A 25,598-nucleotide genomic window follows, 5' to 3' on the forward strand; every position below is an offset into this window, starting at 1 on the left:
CGTCCCCCCTCCTCACCTGTACTCCGCGAGTCGCCGCCCGATGCCCAGCACCGTGCCCACTGCTGCGAGCACGGCCAGCAGCAGCGCTCCCACCAGCAGTCCGCCGAACCGGCCGCGGCCCGCGGCGGCGGCCTCCTCGAACTGGCGCTGCTCATGCGCCGCGGCCCGGCCCAGACTCGCGTCCGCCGCGTCGAAGCTCTCCCGCGTGCTGTCCTCGGCACCGATCACCCGCGCGACCGCGTCCTCGTAGTTGCCGCCGTCGTCCTCGGCCCGCGCCTGCCGGTGCCGCTCCTGCCAGGTCCGTACGGCCCGCTGCGCGTCCCGCACCGCGTCACCTCCGCTGCGGTCGTCCGCGACCCGGCGGGCCTCGCCCAGCAGCCCGCCCCCGGTGCGCCGTTCACCGCCGGTGCCCGCGACCGCGGCCATCTGCTTGCGGTAGCTCTTCTCGTACGCCGCGCCGCCACCGCGCGCGACCAGTGTCATGTTCTCGTCTCCACGGGCCTGCAGGGTGCCTATCCACGCCTCGTTGAGGGCCTGAAGGGAGCGCGCGCCCTTGGTGTCGGACTCGTTCAGCCCCGAGCGCGCCAGCGTGTGCCCCGCCCCGAGCCACACCAGCAGCGCGAGCACGGCGGCGGTCGCGCCGAGCAGGCCGCGGTCGAAGACCCGGTTGGTGCGGCGGTAGTTGCGGCGCTGCGCCCAGCCCAGTGCGGCGAGTGCCAGCACGCCGGTGCCGAGCCCGAGCAGCGGCCAGCTCTCGGCGTCCGTGTAGTCGCCGCCCAACTGCTCGGTCTCGGCCGTGTACAGCTTGCGGGCGGCGGGCAGCAACTCGCCGCGCATCTTCTCGTTGGCGTACCGCAGGTAGGCGCCGCCCAGCGGCAGGCCCTGCCGGTTGTCGGCGCGCGCGGACTCCACCAAGCCCGTGTAGACCGGCAGTCCGCGGTTGAGTACGGCGATCTGCCGCTCCGCGGTCGGTGACCCACCGGAGGCGGCCGCCGCCTCGGCGAGCAGTTCGGACGCCTCGCGGATGTCCTTCTCGTAGCGGCGGCGCTCCGAGCGGGGCTCGTCACCGCCCGCCAGGAAGCCGCTGGAGGCCGAGGTGTCGGCATCGGCCAGCGAGCGGTAGATGTGTGCGGCGTCCGCGCTCAGCGGCTGGCTGTGGTCGACGACGGCGTCCGCCGCCGCCACCCGGTCGGAGACCTGCCACGCCGACACGGCCCCGAACAGCAGCACGAGCGCAACCAGGGCCGCGCCGATCGCCCGCAGCCTGCCCGGCTCGGTGGTCGCGGCCGTGCGCAGCCGCCGCACCCCCTCGGACCAGGCCGTACGGCGCGCAGCCGGTGGCCCGGCGGGCTGCGGCCCGCCGCCTGCGGCGGCCCCCATCGCTCCCGCGCCGGGCCCCTCCGGCGGCGCCCCGGACAGCGGCGGCGGGGCCGGTGGCACGGTCGGCTGCTGATTCACGGCTGGAGCCCTCCCCCTCGGTCGCCGGCAGACACCCTGCCGCGTGCGTTCCCTCCGCTCCGTTCCGCGCAGCCCCCGGCTCCCCTGCCGGGGACCGCGAGCGTCGGGACGCTCCGGCCGTGGTGCCCAGGCCAGCAGTATGGCCGCCGCGGGCAGCAATGACAGGGACTTGGCCGGGATCTTGTTCGGATCGCGACCGAATGCCCGACCGGGCACGTCTCCCCGGCACTTCCCGGGGGCGCGTTCCCCTGCGTGGCACCACCGCAGGCCGAGCGCTGCCCCCGCGCCCGCTCCTGCCCTCCCTCACGCACCCCGCGGGCCGCCCGGTTCCCGGTTTCGCGGTTTCCCGGGCCAGGAGCGTACGAGGCGTGCGGTCCGGCCCCGCCCGGACGTCGCCGCAGCGCGAGCCGGCCGACGGGTCGCCGCAGCGCGAGCCGGCCGATGGCCAGGTGAGACAGAACAGATGACCGCGCGAGACCGGAATACCGGATTCAGCCGTTAGCCTCCGCGCATGTCCAACGCGATCACAGCCGATGGGCTGCGCAAACGGTACGGGGAGACGCGGGCCGTCGACGGCGTCTCCCTCGAAGTGACGCGCGGCGAGTTCTACGGCATCCTCGGGCCGAACGGAGCCGGCAAGACGACCACCATGGAACTCCTGGAGGGGCTCCGCGAACCCGACGAGGGAACCGCACACCTGCTGGGATCGCCCTCCTGGCCCCGCGACCCGGCACTGCTGCGCCGGATAGGCGTGCAGCTCCAGGCATCCGCGTTCTTCGAACGGCTGACCGCCCGGGAGCAGATACGCACCTTCGCCGCGCTCTACGGCGTCGAGGAGTCGCACGCCGACCGGATGCTGGAGTCCGTGGGACTCACAGAGAAGGCGGACACCCGGGAGGACAAGCTCTCCGGCGGCCAGGCGCAGCGGCTGTCCATCGCCTGCGCCCTGGTGCACGATCCGGAACTGGTCTTCCTGGACGAGCCCACCACCGGCCTGGACCCGCAGGCCCGGCGCAACCTGTGGGACCTGCTGCGCACCCTCAACTCCTCCGGCCGCACGGTGGTGCTCACCACGCACTACATGGACGAGGCCGAGACGCTGTGCGACCGGGTCGCCGTCATGGACCACGGGAAGGTGCTGCGGGTGGGACCTCCGCGCGCGCTCGTGCAGGAGCTGGAAGTCGACACCCTGGAGGACGTCTTCCTCCAGTTGACGGGGCGGGAGTACCGGGAGTGAGAGCGTTCCTCAATCTGTCGCTGGCGATGACACGCGGGCTGGCCCGCGACCGCGCGGCGGTCTTCTTCACACTGATCTTCCCGCTGATGTTCCTGATGCTCTTCGGCGCGCTCTTCAAGGACCAGGGGGTCGGCAAGTCCGACATCGTGCAGGTCGGCAGCGTCAAGGTGCTCGACGGCCTGCCCGACAAGGAGCGCGCCGGGCTGCGGGACGTCCTGGAGATCGAGAAGACGGACGGTTCGGCCGCGGCCCGCCGCGAGGCCCTGGAGAAGGTCCGCAAGGGCGACGCCGACGCCGCCGTCTTCCAGCGGGACGGCAAGGTGGAGCTGCGCTACTCGGCGGCCGACCAGGTGCGCTCGGGCACCGTACGGGGCGTGCTCAACAGCATCGTCCAGCAGGCCAACCAGCGTGCGACCGGGCAGCCGCCCGCCTTCGCGCTGCAGACCGGCACCGTGGAGGACGAGACCACCAAACCGATCCAGTACCTCACGCCGGGGCTGCTGGGCTGGGCGGTGGCGATGGGCGGTGTCTTCGGCTCCGCCTTCAACCTGGTGAGCTGGCGCCGGAAGCGCATCCTGCGCCGTCTGTGGCTCGCCCCGATCAGTGCGCGCAGCGTGGTCGGCGCCCGGATCGGCGTGAACCTGATGACCGCCTTCGCGCAGACCGCGATCTTCCTGGCGGTCGCCTCGTTGCCCTACTACGGGCTGAAACTCACCGGCGACTGGTGGCTGTGCCTGCCACTGGTGGTCTGCGGCACGCTGGCGTTCATGTCCATCGGACTGCTGGTCGGCTCGTTCGCCAAGACCGAGGAGGCGGCCAACGGGATGGCGCAGCTGATCATCCTCCCCATGGCGTTCCTCTCCGGCGCCTTCTTCCCACTGGACAACGCACCGGGATGGATCCGCGCGGTCAGCGAGTTCCTGCCGCTCAAGCACCTGGCCTCGGCCATGCAGGACGTCCTCACCCGTGGGGAGAGCTGGGGCACCGCGCTGCCCGTCATGGGCGGACTGCTGCTGTTCGCCGCGGTGCTGACGGCGATCGCCGCCCGGGTCTTCCGCTGGGACGCCGCCTGACCCAAAGCGGTACCCGGCTCCGGGCCCGGCGGCACCGGGACGCAACCGTGCGCGGGGCCCGGACGGAGGCGTCGGGGAGGGCCGGTCCTAGGTCCGCGGACCTCCTCCGGGTCGTCTGCGACCATGGACGGGTGATGGAGATTCCGCGCGGCAGTCTGGAAACGCAGACCTTCTACGAACAGGTCGGCGGCGAGGAGACGTTTCGACGGCTGGTGCACCGCTTCTACCAGGGGGTCGCCGAGGACCCCCTGCTGCGGCCCATGTATCCGGAGGAGGACCTGGGGCCGGCCGAGGAGCGGCTGGCGCTCTTCCTGATGCAGTACTGGGGCGGCCCCCGCACCTACAGCGACGCGCGGGGCCACCCGCGGCTGCGGATGCGGCACGCGCCCTTCACGGTGAACCGGGCCGCGCACGACGCCTGGCTACGGCACATGCGGGACGCGGTCGACAGCCTGGAGCTGCCCGCCCCGCTGGCGACCAAGCTCTGGGACTACCTGGTCTACGCCGCCGGCTCGCTGATCAACACCGCCGACTGACCGGCAGCGGCACGACGGCCGGGGCAGCACCCTCGGCGCGTTCCCGGCGGGCGCTGCTACGTAGGGCCCACCCGGTGCGGGTGGGCCCTACGCGCATGTTCCGAACCTTCCGAGCGCTCCGTACTTCCCGGCGGGCTTCCCCGGCGGCCGGAGCCGACGGTCACCCGGTGCCGGAAATACCGGATATACCGCTCACACCGGGGTGACGCTCAGCCCGCCGCCCGCTCCCGGACGCTCCCGACTGCGCACGGCCACCGACCCGTAGACGGTCCGCAGCCGCAGCCAGGCCCCCGACTCCAGCAGCGCCGCCGGATCCGTCCCGCGCAGGAAGCCGAGCGCGTGCGCCGCGTGCGCGGCGCGCAGCGGCAATTGCGTACGCCCCAGCGGCCGGGACCAGATCTCTTCGGCGAGCGCGTCCAGGGCCTGCCTGCCCCGGCGCTCGGGCGGCAGCTTCTCGGCCCGCTCCCGGAACTCACCGACCGCTGCGGCCGCCACCGACCCCACCGCGTCCACCGGCACCCGGGCGAACTCTTGCCAACCGCCGCGCGGCGGCAGCACACCCGCCCAGGACGGACCGGTCACGGCCTTCGGCACAGCGACGGCCTCCCGGTCCTCCTCGACGAGTTCCAGCAGCTCACCGGCGGCAACGGTCACATCGAGCTCCACCGGCTCCAGCAGCCGCCCGGTACGCACGGCCAGCACCTCGAAGCGGGCGGGCCTGGCGAACACCCCGGCCACCCCGCCGCCCGCCTGGATGCGCACCGCGGCGTTCTTCTCCCAGCGCACCAGCCGCTCCAGGAAGGCGGCGAGCCCCGCCGCCTCCCCGGGGTCGGCGAAGACCAGCCGGTCAGCCGCTGTGACTGTCATCGATGTACCCCTCCAGGAAGGAGCGCTCGGCGGCCGACAGCCGCCGCGGATAGCCCTCCTTCAGGTTGTACGGCACCACGACCGTCCGCGCCCGGACGAACGGGCCGCCCGCGGACACGGGGTCCGTGATCTCGTAGCCGAACGTCACCGACGCCGCGGTCAGCTTCACCACCCACGTCTCCACCGTGACCGGATCCGCCTGGTGGACCAGCTGCCGCAGATAGTCGATCTCGTGCCGCGCCACGACGGTGCCGCCCGTGAACGCCTCCGGGTCCGTCTCCCGCGCCGCCCGGGTCAGGAAATCGATCCGGGCCTCCTCCAGATAGCGGAGGTAGACGACGTTGTTGACGTGCCCGAAGGCGTCCATGTCCGACCAGCGCAGCGGACACCGGTAGCTGTGCCGCACGCGCTCAGCTCCGGGTGAGCTTCTTGTAGGTCGCGCGGTGCGGACGCGCCGCGTCCGGCCCCAGCCGCTCGATCTTGTTCTTCTCGTAGGACTCGAAGTTGCCCTCGAACCAGAACCACTTGCTCTCGCCCTCGTAGGCGAGGATGTGGGTGGCCACCCGGTCCAGGAACCAGCGGTCGTGGGAGACGACCACGGCACAGCCCGGGAAGTCCAGCAGCGCGTTCTCCAACGAGGAGAGCGTCTCCACATCCAGGTCGTTGGTCGGCTCGTCCAGCAGCAGCAGGTTGCCGCCCTGCTTGAGGGTGAGCGCCAGGTTCAGCCGGTTACGCTCACCGCCGGAGAGCACACCCGCGGGCTTCTGCTGGTCCGGGCCCTTGAACCCGAACGCGCTCACATAGGCGCGCGACGGCATCTCGACCTGGCCGACGTTGATGTAGTCCAACTCGTCGGAGACGACCGCCCACAGCGTCTTCTTCGCGTCGATGTTCGCGCGGCTCTGGTCGACGTAGGAGATCTTGACCGTGTCCCCGACCTTGATCGACCCGGAGTCGGCCCCCTCCAGCCCCTGGATCATCTTGAACAGCGTGGTCTTGCCCGCACCGTTCGGGCCGATCACGCCCACGATCCCGTTCCGCGGCAGCGTGAAGGACAGGTCGTCGATGAGCACCTTGTCACCGAACGCCTTGCTGAGGTTCTCCACCTCGACGACCACGTTGCCCAGCCGCGGCCCCGGCGGGATCTGGATCTCCTCGAAGTCCAGCTTCCGGGTCTTCTCCGCCTCGGCGGCCATCTCCTCGTACCGGGTCAGCCGCGCCCGCGACTTGGCCTGCCGCCCCTTGGCGTTGGAGCGGACCCACTCCAGCTCCTCCTTGAGGCGCTTCTGCCGCTTGGCGTCCTTCTGGCCCTCCACCTTGAGGCGGGACTGCTTCTTCTCCAGGTACGTGGAGTAGTTGCCCTCGTAGCCGATGGCACGGCCGCGGTCCAGCTCCATGATCCAGCCGGCCACGTTGTCCAGGAAGTAGCGGTCGTGGGTGATGGCCACGACGGTGCCCGGGTACTTGGCCAGGTGCTGCTCCAGCCACTGCACCGACTCGGCGTCCAGGTGGTTGGTCGGCTCGTCCAGCAGCAGCAGGTCGGGCTGCTCCAGCAGCAGCTTGCAGAGCGCGACGCGGCGCTTCTCACCACCGGAGAGGTTGGTGACCGGCCAGTCGCCGGGCGGGCAGCCCAGCGCGTCCATGGCCTGCTCGAGCTGCGCGTCCAGATCCCAGGCGTTCGCGTGGTCGAGCTTCTCCTGGAGCTTGCCCATCTCCTCCATCAGCTCGTCGGTGTACTCGGTCGCCATCTGCTCGGCGATCTGGTTGAACCGGTCGAGCTGCTGCTTGGTCTCCGCGACACCGTCCTGGACGTTCTCCAGCACCGTCTTGGACTCGTCCAGCGGCGGCTCCTGCAGCAGGATGCCCACGGTGTAGCCCGGCGACAGCATCGCGTCACCGTTGGAGGGCTGCTCCAGACCCGCCATGATCTTGAGCACGGTGGACTTGCCCGCGCCGTTGGGGCCCACGACACCGATCTTCGCGCCGGGCAGGAAGCTCAAGGTGACGTCGTCGAGGATCACCTTGTCGCCGTGCGCCTTGCGCGCCTTGCGCATGGTGTAGATGTACTCAGCCAAGAGGAACCGTCCGGCAATCTGTAGGTAGTCGTACGCGGCCAGGCCGCGCGGGTCGTCATGCGGCAGCGGGCCGCGGGTTGAGTGCGGCCGCTCCAGCTAAGGCATACGCCCTCCATCTTGCCGCACCCGGGCCCCGGGCCGGAAACCGCACCTGCGCCCGGCACCGCGGAGCACACCGGTTCCGGCCGGACGCAGCCGCCCCGGACACGGGGCGCGGGAGCTGGACGGCGCCGGGGCCGCGGAGGCCGCAGCCCGGCTTCCGCGGCCGCCTCAGCCGCGGCGACGCACGATCCGGAGCGTGGTCACTCCCACGGCCAGCAGCGCGATGGCCACGGCGGCGAACAAGCGGGTGCCCCCGCCACCACCGGTCTCCGCCAGGTCACCGTCCGACGCCGGGACACTGCCACCCCCCACCGTCGCGGGCCGCTCGACCGTGGCGGGCGCGTTCTGCCGGGTCACCCCGCCACCGGCGGCGGCGGTCGTGCAGTCGAGAACCCCGCTGAACGTCTTCCGGTACCCGTGCGGTCCGCGCACCGGGATCCGGTACGGCTGGTCCTCCGCCACCGGGACCGTGACGGTGCCGTGCTCGCCGCCCGCGATGTCCTCACGCTGCTTGCCGACCCGCAGCGGGAAGGAGGAGTCGCCACCGTTGGAGACGGTGATGTCCACCCCGGAGTCGGCACAGTTCTCCCTCGCCGTGGCGGCGGGAGCAGGCCCGCGCTCGGCCCAGTTGACCGTGGCGGTGGCGGAGACGGTGGACTGGCTCGACCCGGCCAGGATCTGCGCCTGCCCCCGGCCCCGCTCACCGGAGCCGGTGAACACCCGGCCCAGCGGCACCTTCGTGGCGACCTGCGCGGTCAGCGACCCCTTACCGGCCTCCACCCCCTCGGGCAGCTCGAAGTAGAGCTTCGTCCCGTTGCGCGCCGTACGGACCCGCTTCCCTTCCCGGTCGACGATCCGCATCCCCTGGGAGGCGGCATGCGGTCCGGGCGCCACGCTCACCGCGGCGGCGTTCGTGCGCACGGTCACCGGGCCGGGACGCTCGTCGGCGCGGCCGGAGACCTCCGCCCTGTCGAACGTGAGGGACGCGCCCGGCTCGGACATCGACCGGGCCTTGTCCACGAGATGGTCGGCGAGCTGCTGGGCGGCGGGGTCGGTGGCGGTGATGTGGGGCGGCTCCGGGGGCCCCTCCCCCCTCCCCCCGCCCCTCGAAGTCCCGCTCGCGCCGCTTTCGGCCAGCCGCCAGATCGCGACCTGGGTGCCCGCCGCCGCGGTCTGCGGGGTGAGCCGCTCGGCCCCCGCCGACTTCGCCAGCGCCTGGAGATCGTTGCGTCGCGGATAGGAGTGCTCGACTGTCCAGCGGATCTTCCCGGAGTTGCGATTGCCGGACAGCGACGAGGTCTGCCACTCCCCCTCCGCGTAACGCGACTGCTCCTGTGCCGGGTTGAGCACGTCGAGTCCGTATGTCTGCAGCGTGCCGCCCCCGTCGACGGACATCTCGAAGAGCCCGGCACCGACCGTCTGCCTCTCTCCCTCGGCGGCGACGACCGCCCGGCCGTGCGTGCGGAGGCCGTCGAGCGTGGCCACCGCTCCGCTGTGCTGCTCGGGCCCTCCGTCGGCGAACGCCCCACCCGCGTCGTTTCCGGTGGTGGCCCTGGCCGGAGCCGCGGCCGCCGGGCCGACGGCACCCGCCGTGCCTGTCGCGCACAGCGCGGTGGCCGCCGCGACGACGGTGAGCCGACGGGCCGCACGCGCCCGTACAGAAGTCATGGTCTTCCCCTCTTGGCGGACTCTCCCCCGGTCGCGTCGTCCGCGAGCCGCCGGTCCACCGCAAAGCTCTGAACCCCCTGGTCAGTACGCGTGGGATGGTAAGGAGCAAAACGCCACGGGATCCCCACGATTCACGGTGGCCACACATTCCGACTCGGAATCGTTATCGCCGAATCCGACGGACCGGGACGATCACGACGCGCCGCGCTGACCTGGAACGCCGTCCTCCGCCAGCGCTCCGGGCAGGAGTTCACCCTCTGGTACGGCCTCCTCCGGCACGGATTCGGAACCCGGCGTGCCGACCCCGTCACCCGGCGCCCCGAAGGGCGGTGGTCCTGCCGCAGCCACCGGGGGCCAGGCCGGGGCGGGGCCACGGGTGAGCTCCGGGTTCGCGCGAGACGCCCGCACGAACGCCGAGGTGCCGCGCGTCAGATCGTGCCCCACCGTCGCCGCGAGCAACTCGGCCGACAGATACCGGCGCCCGTCCCGCTCGCCCTCCACGACGCGCAACTGACCCCGGACGATGACGGGTTCACCGCGGGCGACGGACGAGGCGAGATGGCCGGCCAGCCCCCGCCAGGCCCAGACCGTGTAGAAGCTGGTGGAGGCGTCCGCCCAGCGCTGGTGCTGTTTGTCGAACCGCCGGACCGTACTGGCCAGCCGGAACCTGGCGACCGGAAGCCCGGACGGCGAGGTCCAGTGGTCGACCTTCGTCGCCACGTTGCCGGTAACCGTCACATAGGTCTCGTTCATGCGTCTCCCCCTGCTCGCTGCCGATTGCCGCCGGTGCTCCGCCGGGCCCGTCGTCACGAGGACGGCGGCGGTCCGGCGGAGCACCACCGGGTGCCCGAGCGCGGCGGCCCTCGGTGCGACCGCCGTTCCGCGGTCCCGTCGGGGGCCGCCGCAGGCCGGTCGCCCTCGGTGCCGTCGTGCGGGTTCCAGAGTGGGGGGAGAAGGGCGGGCGTGGGGAAAGAGGGATTCAGCTGTGGATTACTCGGAGGTTGTGCACAACTCGGTCACACCGGTGGATGGCCCTGTGGTGTCGGTACCGGCGCCGACACCGGCCCCTCGCCCCCCGGTGTCCGACGCGGCCGAATCACCGGAACCGCCACAACCGGCCGGAGCGCTCCGGTCTCCGTGCTTGAACGGGTCTCGCGGGCCGCCCGCGGAGATTCCCGCTCCGCGGCCGTCCACGCCGCCGGCCGGCCCTCCGGCGGCAGAACCACTCCGGGCTCCGACGACCGCAGCGCCCTGCGAACCGATCCAGGCCTCCGCCGGCCGCTCCTCCACGACCGAGTCGACCGCACCGGCGGCGATGGCGTACTGCTCCCGCACCTGGCGGTACCGCAGCAGCTCGGCGGCCACCGGCTCCAGCACCCGCGTCCCTCCGCAGCAGGCCGCCAACTGGCGCAGGTGCCGCTCCTCCGCCAGGCCATAGGTCCGGGCCGGACCCCGCGCGGCGCGGCGACACGCCCAGGCGAGCCCGGGGCCGGCGAGGGTGGCGGCCGCGAGGAGAACGCAGGGCAGCAGTGCGGTGCGGTCGAACCCGTGGGCGACGATGGCGACGACAGCCACCCACACGGCTCCGGCCGCCTGGAGGGCGAACAGCAGCCACTGCCCCGCGAATGCGGCGGTGTGCCAGGTAGGACGCGGTACGCGTACCCCGGAACCCGCGGTCCGGTCCGCGTCCGGTGACGGCCCGCCCGTATCCGGGGACGACCCGCCCGCCTCCGGGAACGGACCGGCGATGTCACGCGACGGCCCGGCCAGGTCGCGCACGGGTCCGTCGGATGCCGCGGCCGTCCACCGGGGTGCCCCGTCGAGTGCCGGGGAGGCGGTCGCTCCCCGCATCCCGGAGCCGGCGTCCGGACCGTCCGCAGGAACGTCGGCGCCGCCGTCGGCGCCGAACTGCGGGCCACGCGGGCGGCCGGGGTCGCTCGCGGCGCGGGGGGCCGGAGCGCCGGGGGCGGACTGCTGACCGGGCACGGCCGCTGCGGTGGCGGATGCGGGCTTGGCCGCCTGCGGCGTCTCCGTTCCGTAGGGGAAGTCCGTCAGCGAGGCCGTGATGGCGGCTGTCCGCTGCGCGTCCGGTCCGGCGGAGCAGGCTTCCATGACCTGGTCCAGGGCCTCGGGCAGACCGGCGGCCCCGCGGCGGGCCGACTCGCGGACGGTGTGCGCCCAGGCGTCGGGCAGACCGCTCGCAGCCGCGTCCGCCAGCTCCCGCACGGCCTGGGCGACCACCGGCCGTGCGGCCAGCGGCTGCTGGAGGGTGTCGCGGCGGACGCGGGCACCGGCGGTGGAACCGTCCGGCTGTTCCCCGGCCCCCGCCCCGGCCCACTCGCCGCGCTCCGAAGTCGGCCTGGAGGCGTACCAGCGCAGCGCGCGCACCCAGGGGATGCCGGAGGAGTGCTCTGCCTGCCGCAGCCACGCCCGTTCCGCGGCCTGGCCCGCTGCCGCCGCGCCCACGGCGACGGCGAGCCGGTCCTCGAAGTCCTCGCGGGCGCGCTCGCTCAACCCGACGGGCCCGCCCTCGGCGCCCACTCCCGGCTCGGTGTAGACGGGACGCAGCCGGTCCATGGCGCCGTCCAGATCGGCGGTCAGCCGCAGGACCGCGGCCCGCTGCTGCGCGACGAACTCGCCGAGCTCCTCGCGCAGCACGTCGATGCCCTCGTGTGTCAGTGCCGAGGCGGACAGCACGGCCGCGCCCGGTTCGCCGTGCTCGCCCAGCGCCATGCCGTCCTCGTCCAGCAGCCGCCGCAGGTCGTCCAGCACGGCGTCGACGGAGTCGCGGGTGAGCCGGTCGGTCTGGTTGAGGACGACGAAGGTGACCTCGGCGTGTCCGGCGAGGCGGCGCAGGTAGTCCTCGTGCAGCAGCGCGTCCGCGTACTTCTCCGGGTCCACCACCCACACCACCGCGTCGACCAGCTCCAGCATCCGGTCGACCTGCTCGCGGTGGCCCGGGGCGGCGGAGTCGTGGTCGGGCAGGTCGACGAGGATGAGGCCGCTCAGCGTGCCGTCGTGCGTGCGGTGGCGGGCGTGCTGCGGAATGCCGAGCCTGTCGAGGAGCCCGTCGGGGCTGCCGTCGCTGTAGCGTCCCGCTTCCCAGGTGCAGGCCACCGGTGCGGCAGTGGTGGGGCGGCGCATCCCCACCTCGGAGAGCCGGCCGCCGGTGAGTGCGTTGAACAGCGACGACTTTCCGCTGCCTGTCGCGCCCGCCAGGGCGACGGTCGTGTAGGAGCGGGGCAGCCCCCTGCGGGTGGCCGCCTCGTCCAGCACGGTGCCCGCCTCGGCGAGCACGTCGGCGTCCAGCCGGGTGCGCGACAGCCCGACGAGTTCGCGCAGGGCGCCGAGCCGCTGACGCAGGACGCTCTCCCCCGCGTCGCACCGCGGGTCCCGGCGGATGTCTCGGCGGAGGTCCCGGCCGACGTCCTTCCGGTCGTGCCGGTCGCGCTGCTCGTTCCGGTCGTGCTGCTCGTTCCGGGTGTTCCGGACGGGAGCAGTGTCCGTATTCCGTCGCGTGGCGCTTCCTCCGGCTCCGACGTCGCGGAGTGCACTTCCCGCGAGGTCCTGGGCGCAGCTCCCTTCGGCACGCCGGGTGGAGTCCTCGAGGCCGCCGCGGGGCGCGGCGGCCGCCGTGCCACCGTCCGGTTCCGGGTGCGGCCTGAGCGGCTGCCGGTGCGGGCGCTCCTCGGGCTCGGGGACGGGGGGTTCCGGCCACACGTGCGTGCGGCCGGAGACGTCCTCGGTGGCCGCGCGGGGCGCCTGGGCGGCCGAGGAGGACGGTGTCTCTCGCACAGCAGAAGCCGGCTCCGGCACCGCAGGAGCGGGAGCGGGCTCCGGTACGGCAGGAGGAGCGGGCTCCGGTACAGCCGCTGTGGGCACCCGCTCGGCGTCGGCCGGGTGTGGTTCGGGGGCGGCGCCGGGGTCGGGGGCGGGGGCGGGGTCGGGGGCGCGCGGGGGCTCGGGCCAGGACGTGCCGCGCCAGGGCGGCGTCGCGGCGCATCCCGGGCGGGGGTGTTCCGCTCCGCGGGCCGGGGGCTCCGTCGCCGAGGTGTGGCTGCGGGGGTTGGGAGCCCGCGGGCCGGCCTCCGGTGCGACGGCACGCTCGGGGCGGACGGGAGGGCCGGGCGGCACGGAGGGCTCGGGGCGTGCGACGGGTCGGGACGGCTCGGCGGCTCCGGCCGGCGCCGCACGCCCGGTCGGCTCGGCTGCTCCGGCGGGGTCGGTGCCTCCGACCGGCCGGCCCGGCTCGGTCGCCTGACCCTGCTGGGCCTGCTGGGCCGGGGGCGCAGGCGGGGCGGGCGCGGCGGGAGCGGGGGGCTCGGCCTGCGCGGCAGGCGGGGCGGCGCGCTCCGCGCGTGCCCTGCGGGCGATGACGCCGTCGTCCCATCCGCAATCCGGTGCGGCGGCCCGGGCGTGCGCGTCCTGCGGCTCGTCCTCGCGGTGCGCGGTGCCACTGTCACCCGGCAGGTCGCGGCAGTCGTGACCAGGAGGGTGCTCTGCGGCCGCTGTCTCGGGGGCCAGGACCGCCTGCGCCTGCGCCGCCGGGACAGCCACCGCTTCGCGAGGATCAGGAGCCCCCTGGCGTCCCCGTTCCACCGACCCGCCGACCCCGTCAGACGCACCGGATGAACCGGATCCACCGGCTTCGGCGGCTTCGGCGGGTCCGCCCGGCTCGCATGGCGCGGGTCCTCCAGGTCCGTCCGGGCCTTCCGGCCTGCCCGGTACGCGTCCGCCTTCGGGCGCGCCGTCGAGCGGGGCCTCCGACTGCTGGCGCGGCAGTTCCGCCGCCGCGACCTGGCCGTGGCCCTCGGGTCCGTCCGGGCCGCTCCGCGCGGGGGGCTCCTGGGGCGGCTGCTGTTCGTCCAGGCTCAGCTCCAGTTGCCCTTTGCCGGGCTCGCTGTGCGGGCTGCTCCAGCCGTCGGGCCAACTGCCGGACCAGCGCTCGGGCGGCTCGCCCGCTCCGGGGTTGGTGGCATCGGTGGATGTCACTGCTGTCACCTCTCCATGTGCGCGCTCTGCAGGCCGCGCGCGGCGTTCTCCGTACCGAGCGGTGCGCGCGTGGGCGGGAATTCGCGGGCGGTCACGTCCGTCCTGCTCTGCTCCTGAGGGCCGCCCCGTGCGTCCTCCGGCCGCTGCGGCCGGTGGAGTTCCCGCAACCGGTGCGGCTCGTGGAGCCCGTGCGTTCTGGTGAGCTTGTCCAGCACCGAGAACGCGGCGATCAGTTCCATCTGCGGTTCGGGGCCGGCGTCGAGTTCCGCCAGGGGGACCAGGCGCAGGTCGCGCTCCCCGTCCAGGACGCGCCTCACGCAGTGCTCCAGCAGCTCCGCGCACTGCTCGCGCAGCTCGTGGGCAGCCTCCTCGCCGAGCAGGTCCTCGAGTGCGTCATCGGCGCCCGCGACCCGCACCCCGCCGAGCAGGGAGGCGGCCAGCAGTCCGGCCACGTGCTCGGCGTCCTCCTCGCCGCACGAGGCACGGCCTGCCGCGCGGGTCTCCTCCTCGGCCAGCTCCTCGACGCAGCGGCGCCATCGGCGCACCATCACGCCGATCCGGCCGACGGCCTCGTCGCGTTCGCTCTGGCCGCCGGAGAGGAGCCGGCCGCAGCCCTCCAGACCCGGTACGCCTCGGCGCAGTTCGGCGATCCGTTCGTCGGCGGCGGCGACCGCGCCGGACAGCAGTGCGGTCAGGCCCTCGGCGAAGGCGTCGAACAGTTCTTCGCCGTCGCTGTCGGTGGGGAAGCTGCGCCAGTGCTCGGCGACGTCGCCCGCCAGCAGTTCACCGTCGGCGATGCGGGTGCGCAGCCGCTGTCCGGCGGTCCCGTAGGCGTTCTCGATGTACCGGGTGAGTCGCTCGGCTGCCGCGTGCTGCGCCGCGGAGGAACCGGCCAGGGCCGTGATGCGCGGGCGCAGCGAGGCGAGCGTCCCGTCGGCGGTGCGGCTGGCGGCTGCGTACCGGGCGTCGGCGTCCTGGGCGTGCTCCTCCAGCCAGTCGCGCAGTCCGCTGACGGCGGAGACGGGCAGCAGCCCGGATCCGCCCGCCGATTCGGGCAGTTCCGGGATGGTGAAGCAGGGGATCCTCCCGAGCCCCGCCCGGTCGAGGAGCAGCCCGTACTGCGTCGTGACCTCGGCGGCCATCTGGTGCGGCACCCGGTCGAGGACGGTGGCGAGGGTGACGTCGTACTCCTTGGCGGTGCGCAGCAGGTGCCAGGGGATGGCGTCGCCGTAGCGCGCGGCGGTGGTGACGAGCACCCAGATGTCGGCGGCGCAGACCAGTTCGGCGGCCAGGTCCCGGTTGTGCGCGACGAGGGAGTCGATGTCGGGCGCGTCGAGCAGCGCGAGGCCGGGGGGCAGGCCGCTGTCGGTCTCGACCCGGAGGACGCGCGGCGGCTCGTCCGGGTCGGTGTCCCACTCGTACTCCCACTCCGCACCGGCCGCGGCGTCCCGGCCCGGGCTCCGGCGGGGGTCCCAGTCGGTGGCCCAGGCGCTGTCCCAGTCGGTGGCACGGTCGGCCGGCCGGCCGGCGAACCGGTCGCCGCTCTCCGCGGCACCGGCCGGATCGCCGGAGCTGCCGGGCGTGTCGTGCGGGCCCGGGGCGCCCGGTCCGCCGAAGGCGCCGGGAGCGGCGCCCATGCCGGGCGCGGCGGGCGTCCCGGGCGGGTCCTGCCGGGGGGTCCAGGCCCGGTCCAGGCGGGGCAGCACCCGCTGTCCGACGAACCAGCCCCGGTCGTCCGGATGACAGACCAGCACAGGTGTGCGGGTCGTGGGCCGCAGTACGCCCGCCTCGCTGACCTTGCGCCCCACCAGGGAGTTGACCAGCGTCGACTTGCCCGCCCCGGTCGAACCGCCGATCACCGCGAGGAGCGGCGCCTCGGGGGTGCGTACGCGCGGGACGAGGTAGTCGTCGAGCTGGGCCAGCAGCTCGTCCCGGGACTGCCGGGCGCGCTCGGCGCCCGGCAGCGGGAGAGGAAAGCGCGCGGCTGCGACGCGCTCACGGAGTGCGGTGAGCGCGTCGAGCAGTTCAAGCCGTACGTCCAAGATCGCCACATAGGGCAGAATGCCCAATTTTGCGGCAGTTTTGAAGCTTATCCACGGTTGCGAGCGAGGAAAATGTGTAGTTTCAGTACTGAAAGACCACTTTTGAACCCGTTCACCCCGCATGGCCCACCTGCCACCCAGCCGCCCCCATAACGACTACGCAACACCCGCAACCCACACGGCCAAAACCGCTGCGTGAATCGCACCCGCCTGCGATTATCGGGACCGCTTCACGGAACCTCCACATAGCGTCGCGGCCGTGGAGCGAACAGGACGAGCCGCCAGGCCCCCTATCCTTGACACCGCCGGTCACGGGGGGCGGCGAGCCCGCCCACCCGCGACGGAGGACGGCCCCCGTAGCTCAGTGGATAGAGCAGGCGCCTTCTAAGCGCTTGGCCGCAGGTTCGAGTCCTGCCGGGGGCGCCCGCTCAAGGGCCGGCCGGCGGTCGGCGTCGCAGCCCGCCGGGCCGGCCCCGACCCGGCCCAGCCCGGCGCGCAGGCGGCACAGCTCTCCCACCCTCCTCCCCGCGGGTCGGTCCCTGCCGCACGCATCGGCCTGTCAGGCGGAAAGACATCCAATCCGCCGAACGGATGACACTCCGGTTCCGCATCCGAAAGATCGGCCCCGGCCCAGCCGTGACGGGCCCCGACGTCTCGGGCAACTGACTGAACCACAGGCCGGACGTGAGCGGTCACGACTCGGAGGGCCACTCAAGTGCGTCCGGCGGCGGATCGAGTATGGCATTGCGAGCCGCAAGCGCGAGAGCGCTCTGAGCGCCGAGAGACAGTCCGATCCGGTTCCAGTGGAAGATGACGTGGTAGGCCAAGACCCGGCGGATGCCTCGATCGAGAACGCCTGCCGTTATGCCTTCCTTGAGTGCGTTTCCCGCGTGCCGGAAGGCCGCGGCCCATTCGGCAACCGGGTGCAGAAGGGCCCCTTTGCCGAATACTGGACCGTCCGGGCTCGTGTCGCTGACCAGGAGTTGCCGGATCTGCCGGGTCATTCCCTCAAGGCGGTCTTCGAGGACCTTGCCCGTGGCGGAGCGGTGCTCCTCATTGATGACGCGGTCCCAGACGTCTCCTTGTTCCTGCCACTCCAGGCCCGCGGCCCGCATCATGACCGTGCACAGGAGCACGGACAGTTCACGGCGGCCGAGGGGCACGTCGGTGCGGCCGTCGCGCGACAGGATGTGATGGCTGTCGGCGGTGAAGAGGTGGTGAGCGTTGAGCATGCCAGCCGTGCCCCCGAAGGCGGCAGTCTCCGGCTCGTAGATACCCGGCCACCAGCGGCTGAGACGGCCAGCCTTGACCAGCTCGTCCAGCTGAGCGCCGAGTTCCGTGCGAACCTGAGGCTGCGGGCCACCGTAGAGGCGCAGGCGCCAGCAAGGGTGCTTTCGGATGAACCACCACAGCGAGACCACACCGTGCTTCTCCAGGCGGGCGAGTAAGGGTGCGATGTGCGTCGCTGCTGTCTGCTCGGCGTGCGCCCACTCGGAAAACTCGACGTAGAACTGCCACCAACCCGTGCGCAGCAGCTCATGGCGGGCGAGTGCGGTGTGACCGGCCTGTTCGAAGACCTCGACCGCGTCGGCGAGTGCTATGGGCTCCATGCCCGCCTTCTGCGCGACATCGTCGACGGACTGCCCGGCGATGACGTCGAGGACAGCACGGCCCACCGGCCCAGGGTTCGGGGGCCAAGCCAGAGGCGTCAGTTGATCAGCAGACATGCATCCCATCCAGTGGTTGGTGTCCGGTCGGCGGAGACCGTTGTGAGGGCCAAAGCGCATCCGGCATCGCCCTCCAGGAGGCCGAGCCCCTTGGTCACAGACGGGCGGGCGTGGGTAGTCAGGTCCTTGCGGAGAGCTGGGAGGAGGGCAGCCAGATGGGGTGTACGGGCGTCGCGAGCTGCCCGGAAGGCTGTTTGGTACAGGCCCGCCCAGCCGTGGCACAGGGTCGTGTCGGAGATCTGGGCGAGTTGCCCGGGGTCGCTGAGGCACTGGTGCAATGCGTCCTCGTAGAGGAGCTGGAGTGCCGGGTCGTTCAGTGCGATTCCGGCGAGCTGCCCCGCTCTCGCAATGCCGGGCGTGCCATAGCACCAGCTCGGCCGGCCGGGTGCACGCTGGTGGGAGCGGCCGGATTCGAGATCGGCGAGCGTGAGGTGTTCGGGCCACCACGGGCCTGCTTCGCCCTCCTGCCGCCAAGTGTCGAGGTGGTCGCAGATCGCACGGATCGCGTCCGCCTGGCCCTCGACGCGGACGCCGTGGCGCTCGGCTTGGGCCAGCAGCAGTAGTGGGCCTGTGATGCCGTGCGCTGCGCCCAGGTTTCCGTGTCCGCCCGGCATGGTGTGTTCGCGGTGAGGATCATGGTCTACCCACCAGCCAGGAGTGGGATGGTTGTTGTCGAGGGGACGGGTCAGCGCGACCAGGTAGCTGAGAACGCGTTCCATCGCGCTGCTGTCGGGAGCGCTGCCCAGCAGGTAGGCGCCGATCCCGGTGAGCCCGAAGAAGGTGTCGTATTCGCCGAAGGTGGTCAGGGCTCCGCGATGCAGCCGGGCGAGAGCGGCGTCGGCGCGGCGGTGCGCCAGGGCGATGACGTTGTCGCGCAGGGCGGAGTAAGCGTCCTGGTAGAAATGTCGCACGGTGTCGGGGACGGTGTTCAGGACGAAGGCGAGGGCCGGGGCACCGAGGTAGAGGCCGGTGGTGTCGGCTGCGCTGATGTCCCTGGCTGCAGCCTCAGCGATCCAGCGGTGCGCGGGCGACCAGGGTGATCGGCCTTGCGCGGCGTACTCGATGTGGAACAGGGCGATGCCGGCGGCGCCCTCGGCGAGGGACTGCTCAGCCCAAGGTTCGTCCTCGAGTGGTGCGGCGTGCTGCGCCAGGTGCGCGGCGAACTCCTGCGTGAGGGCCTGGGCCTGTTCAAGCTCCGTCGTCATCGTTCAACCCGGATCGGCCGGTGGCGCAGGGCGATGGTGCGGGCGAGGTGAAGGGTGGCGGCTTCCGCAGTGGGTCCGACCCCGAGCGCGCGCACCTGATGGTGGTGGAACAGCGACCGCAGGACCGTCGTCGGGTCGTGCTCCGTCTCGATAAGGGCCTGGCGGTATGCGGTGAGGACTCTGGCGCGCTGTTCCCATGCCTCGACGATCTCTGCGCCGCCCTGAAGAGCGAGCGTTTGCTGTTCAGCGTCGTAGAGCTGGATGGCTTGTTCCCTCAACGTCCGGTCGGGTCGCCCGTGGGCCGGGGTGCGTTCGATCAACCAGGTCCATGCGTCGTCTCGGGACGTGAGCAGATGCGCGGCGATGTCGACGAGACTCACAGCGGTGAGCGACTGGGGTGCGATGTCGTAGCTGGATGTAAGCCGGATCTGCGCGAGGGCTGCGGTGGAGTCGGCGGCGAACACGCGGTGCGCGGCGTCCATTGCCTGCCCCGTCCCGTATCGGCCGGTCTGGGGCCGGTAGGACTCGAAGGTGAGGCTGGACAGCAGGCGCTGGTGGTGAAGGTCGGTCGCCCAGGCGTTCACTGCGGCGGCCGCTGCCCCGTAGTCGCCAGTGAGGTGCAGGGTTAGCGCGAGGTGTTGTCCGGCCTCTGGGCGGGCGAGTTCCCGGTGTCGGGTGAACCACCACATCGGCTGGCCGAGTGCAGCCAACAGACGCGGAAGGTGCCAGTCCAGGATTTCGTCATACCGGTTGGGGTGGGTGTTTAGATGCATCCGCAACACCTCGCCGTCACCAGGGAGCTGCACAGGCGGAACGGGCTGATGAGCGCGGAGTGGGGACAGCGACGTGGTGGAGGCCGCGGGTGCGGTCCGTACGAAGGCGAGCAGGATCTCGTGGGCCCGGCCGATCCAGCCGCACTGGTCGTCGTCAGCGACCTCGCGCAGTTCCAGTTCGTGGACGTCGTGGAGTCGGGTGTGAACGAGGCGGCGGTGCACAGGGTGATCGAGGTCGACGGGAAGCCGTTGGTCGAACTCGGTCAAGGAGACGCGGTTCGGGACGTTCAGGCGTACGCGCCATGCGGCGAATGGTAGGTCCGCTCGATCCAGGTGACGATCGCGGTGCGGAGGTCCTGCCGGGTGGCCCAGGTGCGGCGGTCGAGGACGTTGTTCTGCAGCAGAGCGAAGAAGGATTCCATGGCGGCGTTGTCGCCGGCCGAGCCGACTCTTCCCATGGATCCGGCCAGGCCGTGGCGGTGCAGAGCGTGGACGTACTTTCTTGATCGGAATTGCGATCCGCGGTCGGAATGGACTGTGCAGCCGGCCACGTCCCCTCTTCTGGCGGCCGCGTTGTCCAGGGCGTTCACCGAGAGGCGGGCCTTCATCCGGTTGTCGATGGAGTAGCCGACGATCCGGCCGCAGAAGGCGTCCTTGACCGCGCACAGGTACAGCTTGCCCTGGCTCGTGGGGTGTTCGGTGATGTCGGTCAGCCACAGCTGGTTCGGGGCATCGGCGGTGAAGTCGCGTTGGACGAGATCATCGTGCACGGCCGGACCCGGTCTCTTGCCGTTCTTCGATCGCTTCTTCCCGAAGGCCGACCACCAGGCGTTGTCCCGGCAGATCCGCCACGCGGTCCGCTCGCTCATGCGCTCCCCGGCCGTCTCGGCCTCCCCGGCGAGAAAGCGGTAGCCGAACTCGGGGTCGTCGCGGTGGGCGTCGAACAGCGCATTCGCGCGGTAGGCCACGGTGACCTCGGCATCGGTCACGGGCTGAGACAGCCAGCGGTAGTAGTGCTGGCGGGAGAGCTTGAGCATCCGGCACGCGACCGCGACGGGGACTCCGTCGGCGGCGAGCTCTCTCACGAGCGGGTAGAGCCTTTTCCCGGCAAGTTCGCCTGCGACAGATACGCGGCAGCTCGGCGCAGGACCTCGTTCTCCTGCTCCAGCAGCCGGACCCGCTTCTTCAGCTCAGTGTTCTCCGCCGACTCAGACCTGGTGACACCGGGCTTCTCGCCGTCCTCGACCGCGGCCTGGCGCATCCACTTCGACAGCGTCATCTCATGGACGCCGAAGTCCTTCGCGATCTGCGCGAGGGTGACGCCCTTCTCGCGGTTGAGCGCGACGCGGACCACGTCGTCACGGAACTCTTGAGGATAGGGAACTGGCACGGCTACATCCTTCCAGGCCGCCCTACGGGCAAGCCAGAGCAGATGTCACCCGACCATGCAGCAGACCCCTGACTGCGCACGGCCGGGTGGCTCGGCATCTGCGCCGCGCAGGGTTGCTTGCAGGTCAGCGTAGGTGTGCGGCGTTCCCTGCCGCCTGTGCCACCGTGGCCGGTCGCGGTCGTGAGCTCTTGCTTCGAGGCTCAGCCGTTGGCCACCGGACGTTCCTACATGCGGCCAACGGCCAGAGGCCGACCGAGGGCACCTCATGCAGACGCCGGAAGGCCAACTGAGCACCGCTGCGGATTCTCAGGGGATTGATTGTTGAGCGTGAGGCCATGGGTCATCCTCAGACTCGTGAGTGCTGAGGATCTGCGAGACGAACTGATCTGAAGACGTCGGCGCTGACGGCCATCGCCCGCCAGCAGCAGGTGATCCGACGCCTGGGGGAGGACGTACGGGGCGAGCGGAGAAAGCTCGCCGAACTCGTATGCGTGGCCACCACCAGGACGCCCGGCAACCCGATCCCCTACGGCCGTGTCGAACACGTCGCACGCCTCCTCGGCCGCAGGAGCCGAGCCGGAAGGACGCCACAACCGTCGCAGTCGGCAAACACCGTGCCGCCCTCACTCCACACTGCCGAATGACCGGCGAGCCGAAGGGAACCCCCACCGCTCATGTCCACCGCACCCCTCGACGGCGGGACACCGGTCCCGCCCATGCCCGAGCGGACTCCGAAGTCGCTGCGCGCCGCCATCGCCCAGCATGCGCCGCAACTCCTCGTGGACTTCGACCGCGACTGGCGGCGTGACATCGCCGACGCCTACGACCTTGCCCCCGTCCCCGCCTTCATGGCCCGCTGGTGGGGCGAGTACGCCCTCGCCCGTAACCTCGAACTCGAAGCCAGGGTCCACCGCCTGGAAGACGAGGCCACCCAGGAGGGCGACTACGCGCGCGCCAAGGCGATGATCGAGGAAGCCGGGCGCATCCGCAGGGAAGCCGCGAAGGCGGAACCCGGCGAGTGACAGACGCTGGTCAGAGGCGCTTTTTGGTTACCGGACCGCCTGTCGGACAGCCCGCTTCGGGAAAGCGCGAGGCCAAGCGCTTGGCCGCAGGGCCGGCCGGTCCCCCAGTTCGCCGGGCCCCATCGAGGCCGGCTGCGGGAGTCGGCGCAGCTCGCCGATGCTCCTCCAAGGGGGAGCCGGCGGATGGGGAACCGGCCCCCGGCCCGGCGTCATCCGGCGAGCGACCTCCGGCGTGGCGGGAAGGGGACGGTCACGGCTCCTGCGGGTCGGGCACCCGGGGCGCCAGGGCACGGCGGATGAACCGTCGTTGCCAGGGCACCTCGACCGCGCGGGCGTGGTACTTCTCCCGTACCCAGGTGACGGCCTCCTCGGGGTTCAGGCCCTCGAAGACGCACATCGCCGACAGGGCCGTTCCGGTCCGTCCGACTCCTCCGCCGCAACACACCTCGACACGTTCACCCGCGGCCCGCCGGTGAGCGAGGCGGAGTGTGCGCAGCGCGGTATCGGAGTCGGTGGGGAGCCAGAAGTCGCGCCAGGGAACCCACAGGGACTCCCAGGACGGCTCAAGCGGCCGCCGGCCGGTGAGGTGCACGGTGAGTGCCGGTGTCGGGCCGGCCGGCAGGTCGTGCCGCAGGCCCCGTCCCCTGATCATTCGTCCCGAGGGGAGCCTCAGCACCCCTGGGGCTCCGGATTCCCACACATCACTGCTCATGATTTCCCTTGTTTCCCTTCCCCCTGGATCGACGGCCACGGAATGCGGGTCGCCGCGCACCGCGGCCCATGGCGGCCGGGGTCGCGGCTGTCACGACCCGAGATAGCGCAGCACTGCCAGGACTCGGCGGCTGTAGGCGGTGGAGCGGTCGAGGTCGAGTTTGTCGAAGATGGCGTTGACGTGTTTCTCGACCGCGCTCTGCGAGACGTACAGCTGGGCGGCGATGGCCGCGTTCGTGTGCCCCTGTGCCATGGCGGCCAGGACTTCGCTCTCCCGCGGCGTGAGCCTTTGCAGAGGGTCGGAATGGCTGCTGCGGGCGAGGAGTTGCCGCACCACCTCGGAGTCGAAGGCGGTGCGGCCGGAGCCGACGCGTTCCAGTGCGTCCAGGAACTCGTCGACCTGGACGACCCGGTCCTTGAGCAGGTAGCCCACGCCGGTGGCATCGGTGGTCAACAACTCGGTCGCGTAGCGGTGCTCGACGTACTGCGACAGGATGAGGACGCCGGTTCCCGGCCGGCGGCGCCGGATCTCCAGGGCGGCCCGCAGCCCTTCGTCGGTGTGGGTGGGGGGCATCCGGACATCGAGGATCACCGTGTCGGGTGGTCCGCTCTCCACCGCGGCCAGCAGCTCGGTCGCGGTGCCGACCGAGGCGGTGATCTCGTGCCCCTCGTCGGCCAGGAGCCGCACCAGCCCCTCGCGCAGCAGTGTCGAGTCCTCCGCGATCATCAGTCGCACGGCAACTCCGCGGTGATGCGGGTCGGGCCGCCGGCGGGGCTGTGGACGGTGAGGTGCCCGTCGAGGGCGGCCACGCGCCGGGCCAGGCCGAGCAGACCGCCGCCCGAAGGATCGGCGCCGCCGCGGCCGTCGTCCTCCACGCGCACATCCAGCACATCACCCCGCTGCTCGACGTGCACCGACGCGCACGAAGCCCCGGAATGCTTGACCGCGTTGGTGACGCACTCGGCCACCACGAAGTACGCCACCGTCCGTACGGTCCGGGGCAGGCCGTCGCCCACGCGCGCGGAGAGCCGCACCGGGATACCCGCACGCGCGGCGACGGTCTCCAGCGCCTCGGGCAGCCCGTCCTCGTCCAGTACCGCGGGGTACACGCGCCAGGCGACTTCCCGGAGTTGTGTCAGCGCCTGCTGGGACTCGGCGTGCGCCTGGAGCACCAGTTCCCGGGCCCTGGCCGGGTCCGTGTCGCGGCGTGCCCGGCCCAGCAGCATGCCGAGCGCCACGAGACGCTGCTGTACACCGTCGTGCAGATCGCGTTCGATCCGTCTCCGTTCGTCGTGCACGGCCTCGACCACCCCGGCGCGGCTTGCGGCCAGTTCACCGATACGGCGTTGCAGGACTTCGTGTTCGCTTCCGCCGGCGAAGCGCCGGGCGAGGTGTGCGTCCAGCGACGCCACCCCGTGCAGGCCCTGAGCGCACAGGAAGAGCAGGAACAGCCCGCCGAGAGCGGACAGCAGCACAGTCGCGGGATACTCGATCTCCGCGAGGACGAACCAGCCCCATGCCAGGAACGAGGCGTAGCCGGCACCGACGGCCGCGGCCAGCAGGACGACGCCGCCCAGCAGCCCGACGCCGCACCGCGCCGCGAGATAGGCGAAGGCGGCACTCCCGCCGGCGGGCACGGCCGGGTCGGTTCCGTACCAGGCGGACATCCGTCGGCGCTCCCAGCCGGCCAGCCGTCCGGCTGTGACCGCCACCCCGCGCGGCGGGCCGGTACCGGTGCGCCCGCCCGACACGGCGAGCGACCACAGACCGCCCGCGAGAACGAGGACCAGTTCGGCCACCGCTGACAGCGCACCGCAGAGAACCCCTACGGTCACCCGGAACCACCGGCGTCTCAATGTGCGCATAGCCCTCACGCTAGCCGCACCGAGTGCCCCTGGGGACTGCGGAAAACCACACCCTTCCGTTGTGCGTTTCCCCAGCCGGCCGTGCGGCGGTCCGCATACCGGCCCGTCCCTGCGCTTTCTACCGTCGACGGCGTGATCATCAATGCTGCTTCTCAGCTGCCGGCCGGCGGCGTCGCCGGGTGGGCCGCCGATCTGACGGAATCCCTGGGCGCCGTGGGCGCGGGCGTGGCCATCGCGCTGGAGAACCTCTTCCCGCCGCTGCCGAGCGAAGTCATCCTGCCGCTCGCCGGATTCGCCGCCGCCCGGGGGGATCTCTCGCTGGCCGCGGTGCTGTGGTGGACGACTGCCGGCTCGGTCGCCGGCGCGCTGGCCCTCTACGCGCTCGGAGCCCTTCTCGGCCGGGATCGCATGGTGGCGTTGGCGGCCCGGATCCCTCTGGTGAAGGTCTCCGACATCCACCGCGCCGAGGCGTGGTTCGCACGGCACGGCACCAAGGCCGTCTTCTTCGGACGGATGATTCCCCTCTTCCGCAGCATGATCTCCGTCCCCTCAGGCATCGAACGGATGCGCCTTCCGCTCTTCCTGGCCCTGACCACGGCCGGCAGCGCCCTGTGGAACGCGCTCTTCGTCCTCGCCGGTTACCTGCTCGGCGAGCGCTGGCACCAGGTGACCGACCTCGCCGGGACCTACTCCACGGCGGTCCTGGCCGCCACCGCGCTCGCCGTTCTCGGCTTCGCCGTTCTCCGCCTGGTGAGGGCCGGAAGCGGCGGACGTCGCGCCGGCGGCTGACGGGTCTCCTGACCGGAATTCCCGTTCACCGAATCCGATCCAGCTCTCTGTCCTCGAGGTCCGAC

The 25,598-nt window shown here is 72.2% G+C and carries 19 protein-coding genes, 1 tRNA gene and 1 pseudogene; 6 read left to right on the forward strand and 15 right to left on the reverse strand.

Annotated features, from left to right (window positions below):
- Positions 1 to 12: 12 nt before the first annotated feature.
- Positions 13 to 1,305 carry a hypothetical protein gene (locus tag P2424_RS09920; RefSeq protein ID WP_276478904.1) on the reverse strand — a complete coding sequence of 431 codons (1,293 nt, stop codon included), beginning with the start codon at positions 1,303 to 1,305 and terminating at the stop codon, positions 13 to 15.
- Positions 1,306 to 1,969: 664 nt separating this feature from the next.
- On the opposite strand from P2424_RS09920, the gene P2424_RS09925 reads away from it, so the two are divergent.
- The 3 genes from P2424_RS09925 to P2424_RS09935 all read left to right on the forward strand — a co-directional run bounded on the left by P2424_RS09925 (position 1,970) and on the right by P2424_RS09935 (position 4,304).
- Positions 1,970 to 2,695 (forward strand): ABC transporter ATP-binding protein, encoded by a 726-nt coding sequence (locus P2424_RS09925; RefSeq protein ID WP_276475400.1) that lies wholly within the window; start codon positions 1,970 to 1,972, stop codon positions 2,693 to 2,695.
- Positions 2,692 to 3,768 carry an ABC transporter permease gene (locus P2424_RS09930; protein ID WP_276475401.1) on the forward strand — a complete coding sequence of 359 codons (1,077 nt, stop codon included), beginning with the start codon at positions 2,692 to 2,694 and terminating at the stop codon, positions 3,766 to 3,768. Before P2424_RS09925 ends, P2424_RS09930 begins: the two co-directional genes overlap by 4 nt.
- Positions 3,769 to 3,902: 134 nt before the next feature.
- Positions 3,903 to 4,304 (forward strand): globin, encoded by a 402-nt coding sequence (locus P2424_RS09935; protein ID WP_276475402.1) that lies wholly within the window; start codon positions 3,903 to 3,905, stop codon positions 4,302 to 4,304.
- A 192-nt stretch (positions 4,305 to 4,496) separates the two neighbouring features.
- Here P2424_RS09935 and P2424_RS09940 read toward each other — a convergent pair whose 3' ends face one another.
- The 7 genes from P2424_RS09940 to P2424_RS09970 all read right to left on the reverse strand — a co-directional run bounded on the left by P2424_RS09940 (position 4,497) and on the right by P2424_RS09970 (position 16,059).
- Positions 4,497 to 5,171: a hypothetical protein gene (locus tag P2424_RS09940; protein ID WP_276475403.1), complete on the reverse strand. Its 675-nt coding sequence runs from the start codon at positions 5,169 to 5,171 to the stop codon at positions 4,497 to 4,499.
- Positions 5,152 to 5,577 carry a thioesterase family protein gene (locus P2424_RS09945; RefSeq protein ID WP_276475404.1) on the reverse strand — a complete coding sequence of 142 codons (426 nt, stop codon included), beginning with the start codon at positions 5,575 to 5,577 and terminating at the stop codon, positions 5,152 to 5,154. The genes P2424_RS09940 and P2424_RS09945 overlap by 20 nt, the downstream gene beginning before the upstream one ends.
- Positions 5,578 to 5,581: 4 nt before the next feature.
- Entirely contained in the window at positions 5,582 to 7,246 is a 1,665-nt protein-coding gene (gene ettA / locus P2424_RS09950; RefSeq protein WP_276475405.1) for an energy-dependent translational throttle protein EttA, read from the reverse strand.
- 270 nt (positions 7,247 to 7,516) lie between these two features.
- Positions 7,517 to 9,016 (reverse strand): thioester domain-containing protein, encoded by a 1,500-nt coding sequence (locus P2424_RS09955; protein ID WP_276475406.1) that lies wholly within the window; start codon positions 9,014 to 9,016, stop codon positions 7,517 to 7,519.
- Between the two features lie 192 nt (positions 9,017 to 9,208).
- Positions 9,209 to 9,769 (reverse strand): single-stranded DNA-binding protein, encoded by a 561-nt coding sequence (locus P2424_RS09960; protein WP_276475407.1) that lies wholly within the window; start codon positions 9,767 to 9,769, stop codon positions 9,209 to 9,211.
- A gap of 237 nt (positions 9,770 to 10,006) precedes the next feature.
- Complete coding sequence (locus tag P2424_RS09965) at positions 10,007 to 14,008, reverse strand: GTPase (protein ID WP_276475408.1); 4,002 nt, start codon at positions 14,006 to 14,008, stop codon at positions 10,007 to 10,009.
- Positions 14,009 to 14,013: 5 nt separating this feature from the next.
- Entirely contained in the window at positions 14,014 to 16,059 is a 2,046-nt protein-coding gene (locus P2424_RS09970) for a dynamin family protein (protein ID WP_276475409.1), read from the reverse strand.
- Positions 16,060 to 16,400: 341 nt separating this feature from the next.
- On the opposite strand from P2424_RS09970, the gene P2424_RS09975 reads away from it, so the two are divergent.
- Positions 16,401 to 16,473, forward strand: a tRNA-Arg gene (locus P2424_RS09975).
- Positions 16,474 to 16,742: 269 nt separating this feature from the next.
- Here the strand turns inward: P2424_RS09975 and P2424_RS09980 are convergent.
- The 4 genes and pseudogenes from P2424_RS09980 to P2424_RS09995 all read right to left on the reverse strand — a co-directional run.
- Positions 16,743 to 17,726, reverse strand: a complete 984-nt coding sequence (locus P2424_RS09980) for a thiopeptide-type bacteriocin biosynthesis protein (protein ID WP_276475410.1) — start codon at positions 17,724 to 17,726, stop codon at positions 16,743 to 16,745.
- A 32-nt stretch (positions 17,727 to 17,758) separates the two neighbouring features.
- Positions 17,759 to 18,982, reverse strand: coding sequence for a lanthionine synthetase C family protein (locus P2424_RS09985; protein ID WP_276475411.1), 1,224 nt, complete (start codon positions 18,980 to 18,982; stop codon positions 17,759 to 17,761).
- On the reverse strand, positions 18,979 to 20,022 hold the full coding sequence (locus tag P2424_RS09990; protein ID WP_276475412.1) for a thiopeptide-type bacteriocin biosynthesis protein: 1,044 nt from the start codon (positions 20,020 to 20,022) through the stop codon (positions 18,979 to 18,981). The genes P2424_RS09985 and P2424_RS09990 overlap by 4 nt, the downstream gene beginning before the upstream one ends.
- 44 nt (positions 20,023 to 20,066) lie before the next feature.
- Positions 20,067 to 21,145 (reverse strand): annotated as a pseudogene (locus P2424_RS09995) (IS3 family transposase); the annotation flags it as partial.
- Between the two features lie 674 nt (positions 21,146 to 21,819).
- On the opposite strand from P2424_RS09995, the gene P2424_RS10000 reads away from it, so the two are divergent.
- Complete coding sequence (locus P2424_RS10000; protein WP_276475413.1) at positions 21,820 to 22,167, forward strand: DUF6247 family protein; 348 nt, start codon at positions 21,820 to 21,822, stop codon at positions 22,165 to 22,167.
- 250 nt (positions 22,168 to 22,417) lie between these two features.
- On the opposite strand, the gene P2424_RS10005 is transcribed toward P2424_RS10000, so the two are convergent.
- The 3 genes from P2424_RS10005 to P2424_RS10015 form a co-directional block, all read right to left on the reverse strand.
- Positions 22,418 to 22,819, reverse strand: a complete 402-nt coding sequence (locus P2424_RS10005) for a protein-tyrosine phosphatase family protein (RefSeq protein ID WP_276475414.1) — start codon at positions 22,817 to 22,819, stop codon at positions 22,418 to 22,420.
- 150 nt (positions 22,820 to 22,969) lie between these two features.
- Positions 22,970 to 23,605, reverse strand: a complete 636-nt coding sequence (locus P2424_RS10010; protein WP_276478905.1) for a response regulator transcription factor — start codon at positions 23,603 to 23,605, stop codon at positions 22,970 to 22,972.
- A complete protein-coding gene (locus P2424_RS10015) occupies positions 23,605 to 24,744 on the reverse strand; it encodes a sensor histidine kinase (protein ID WP_276475415.1) in 1,140 nt (379 codons plus the stop codon). Before P2424_RS10015 ends, P2424_RS10010 begins: the two co-directional genes overlap by 1 nt.
- Positions 24,745 to 24,876: 132 nt before the next feature.
- On the opposite strand from P2424_RS10015, the gene P2424_RS10020 reads away from it, so the two are divergent.
- The gene (locus tag P2424_RS10020) at positions 24,877 to 25,533 is read left to right on the forward strand and encodes a DedA family protein (RefSeq protein WP_276475416.1); all 657 of its coding nucleotides are present in this window, start codon (positions 24,877 to 24,879) and stop codon (positions 25,531 to 25,533) included.
- Positions 25,534 to 25,598: the final 65 nt, after the last annotated feature.

This window comes from Streptomyces sp. WMMB303, assembly GCF_029351045.1.
Lineage (GTDB): Bacteria > Actinomycetota > Actinomycetes > Streptomycetales > Streptomycetaceae > Streptomyces.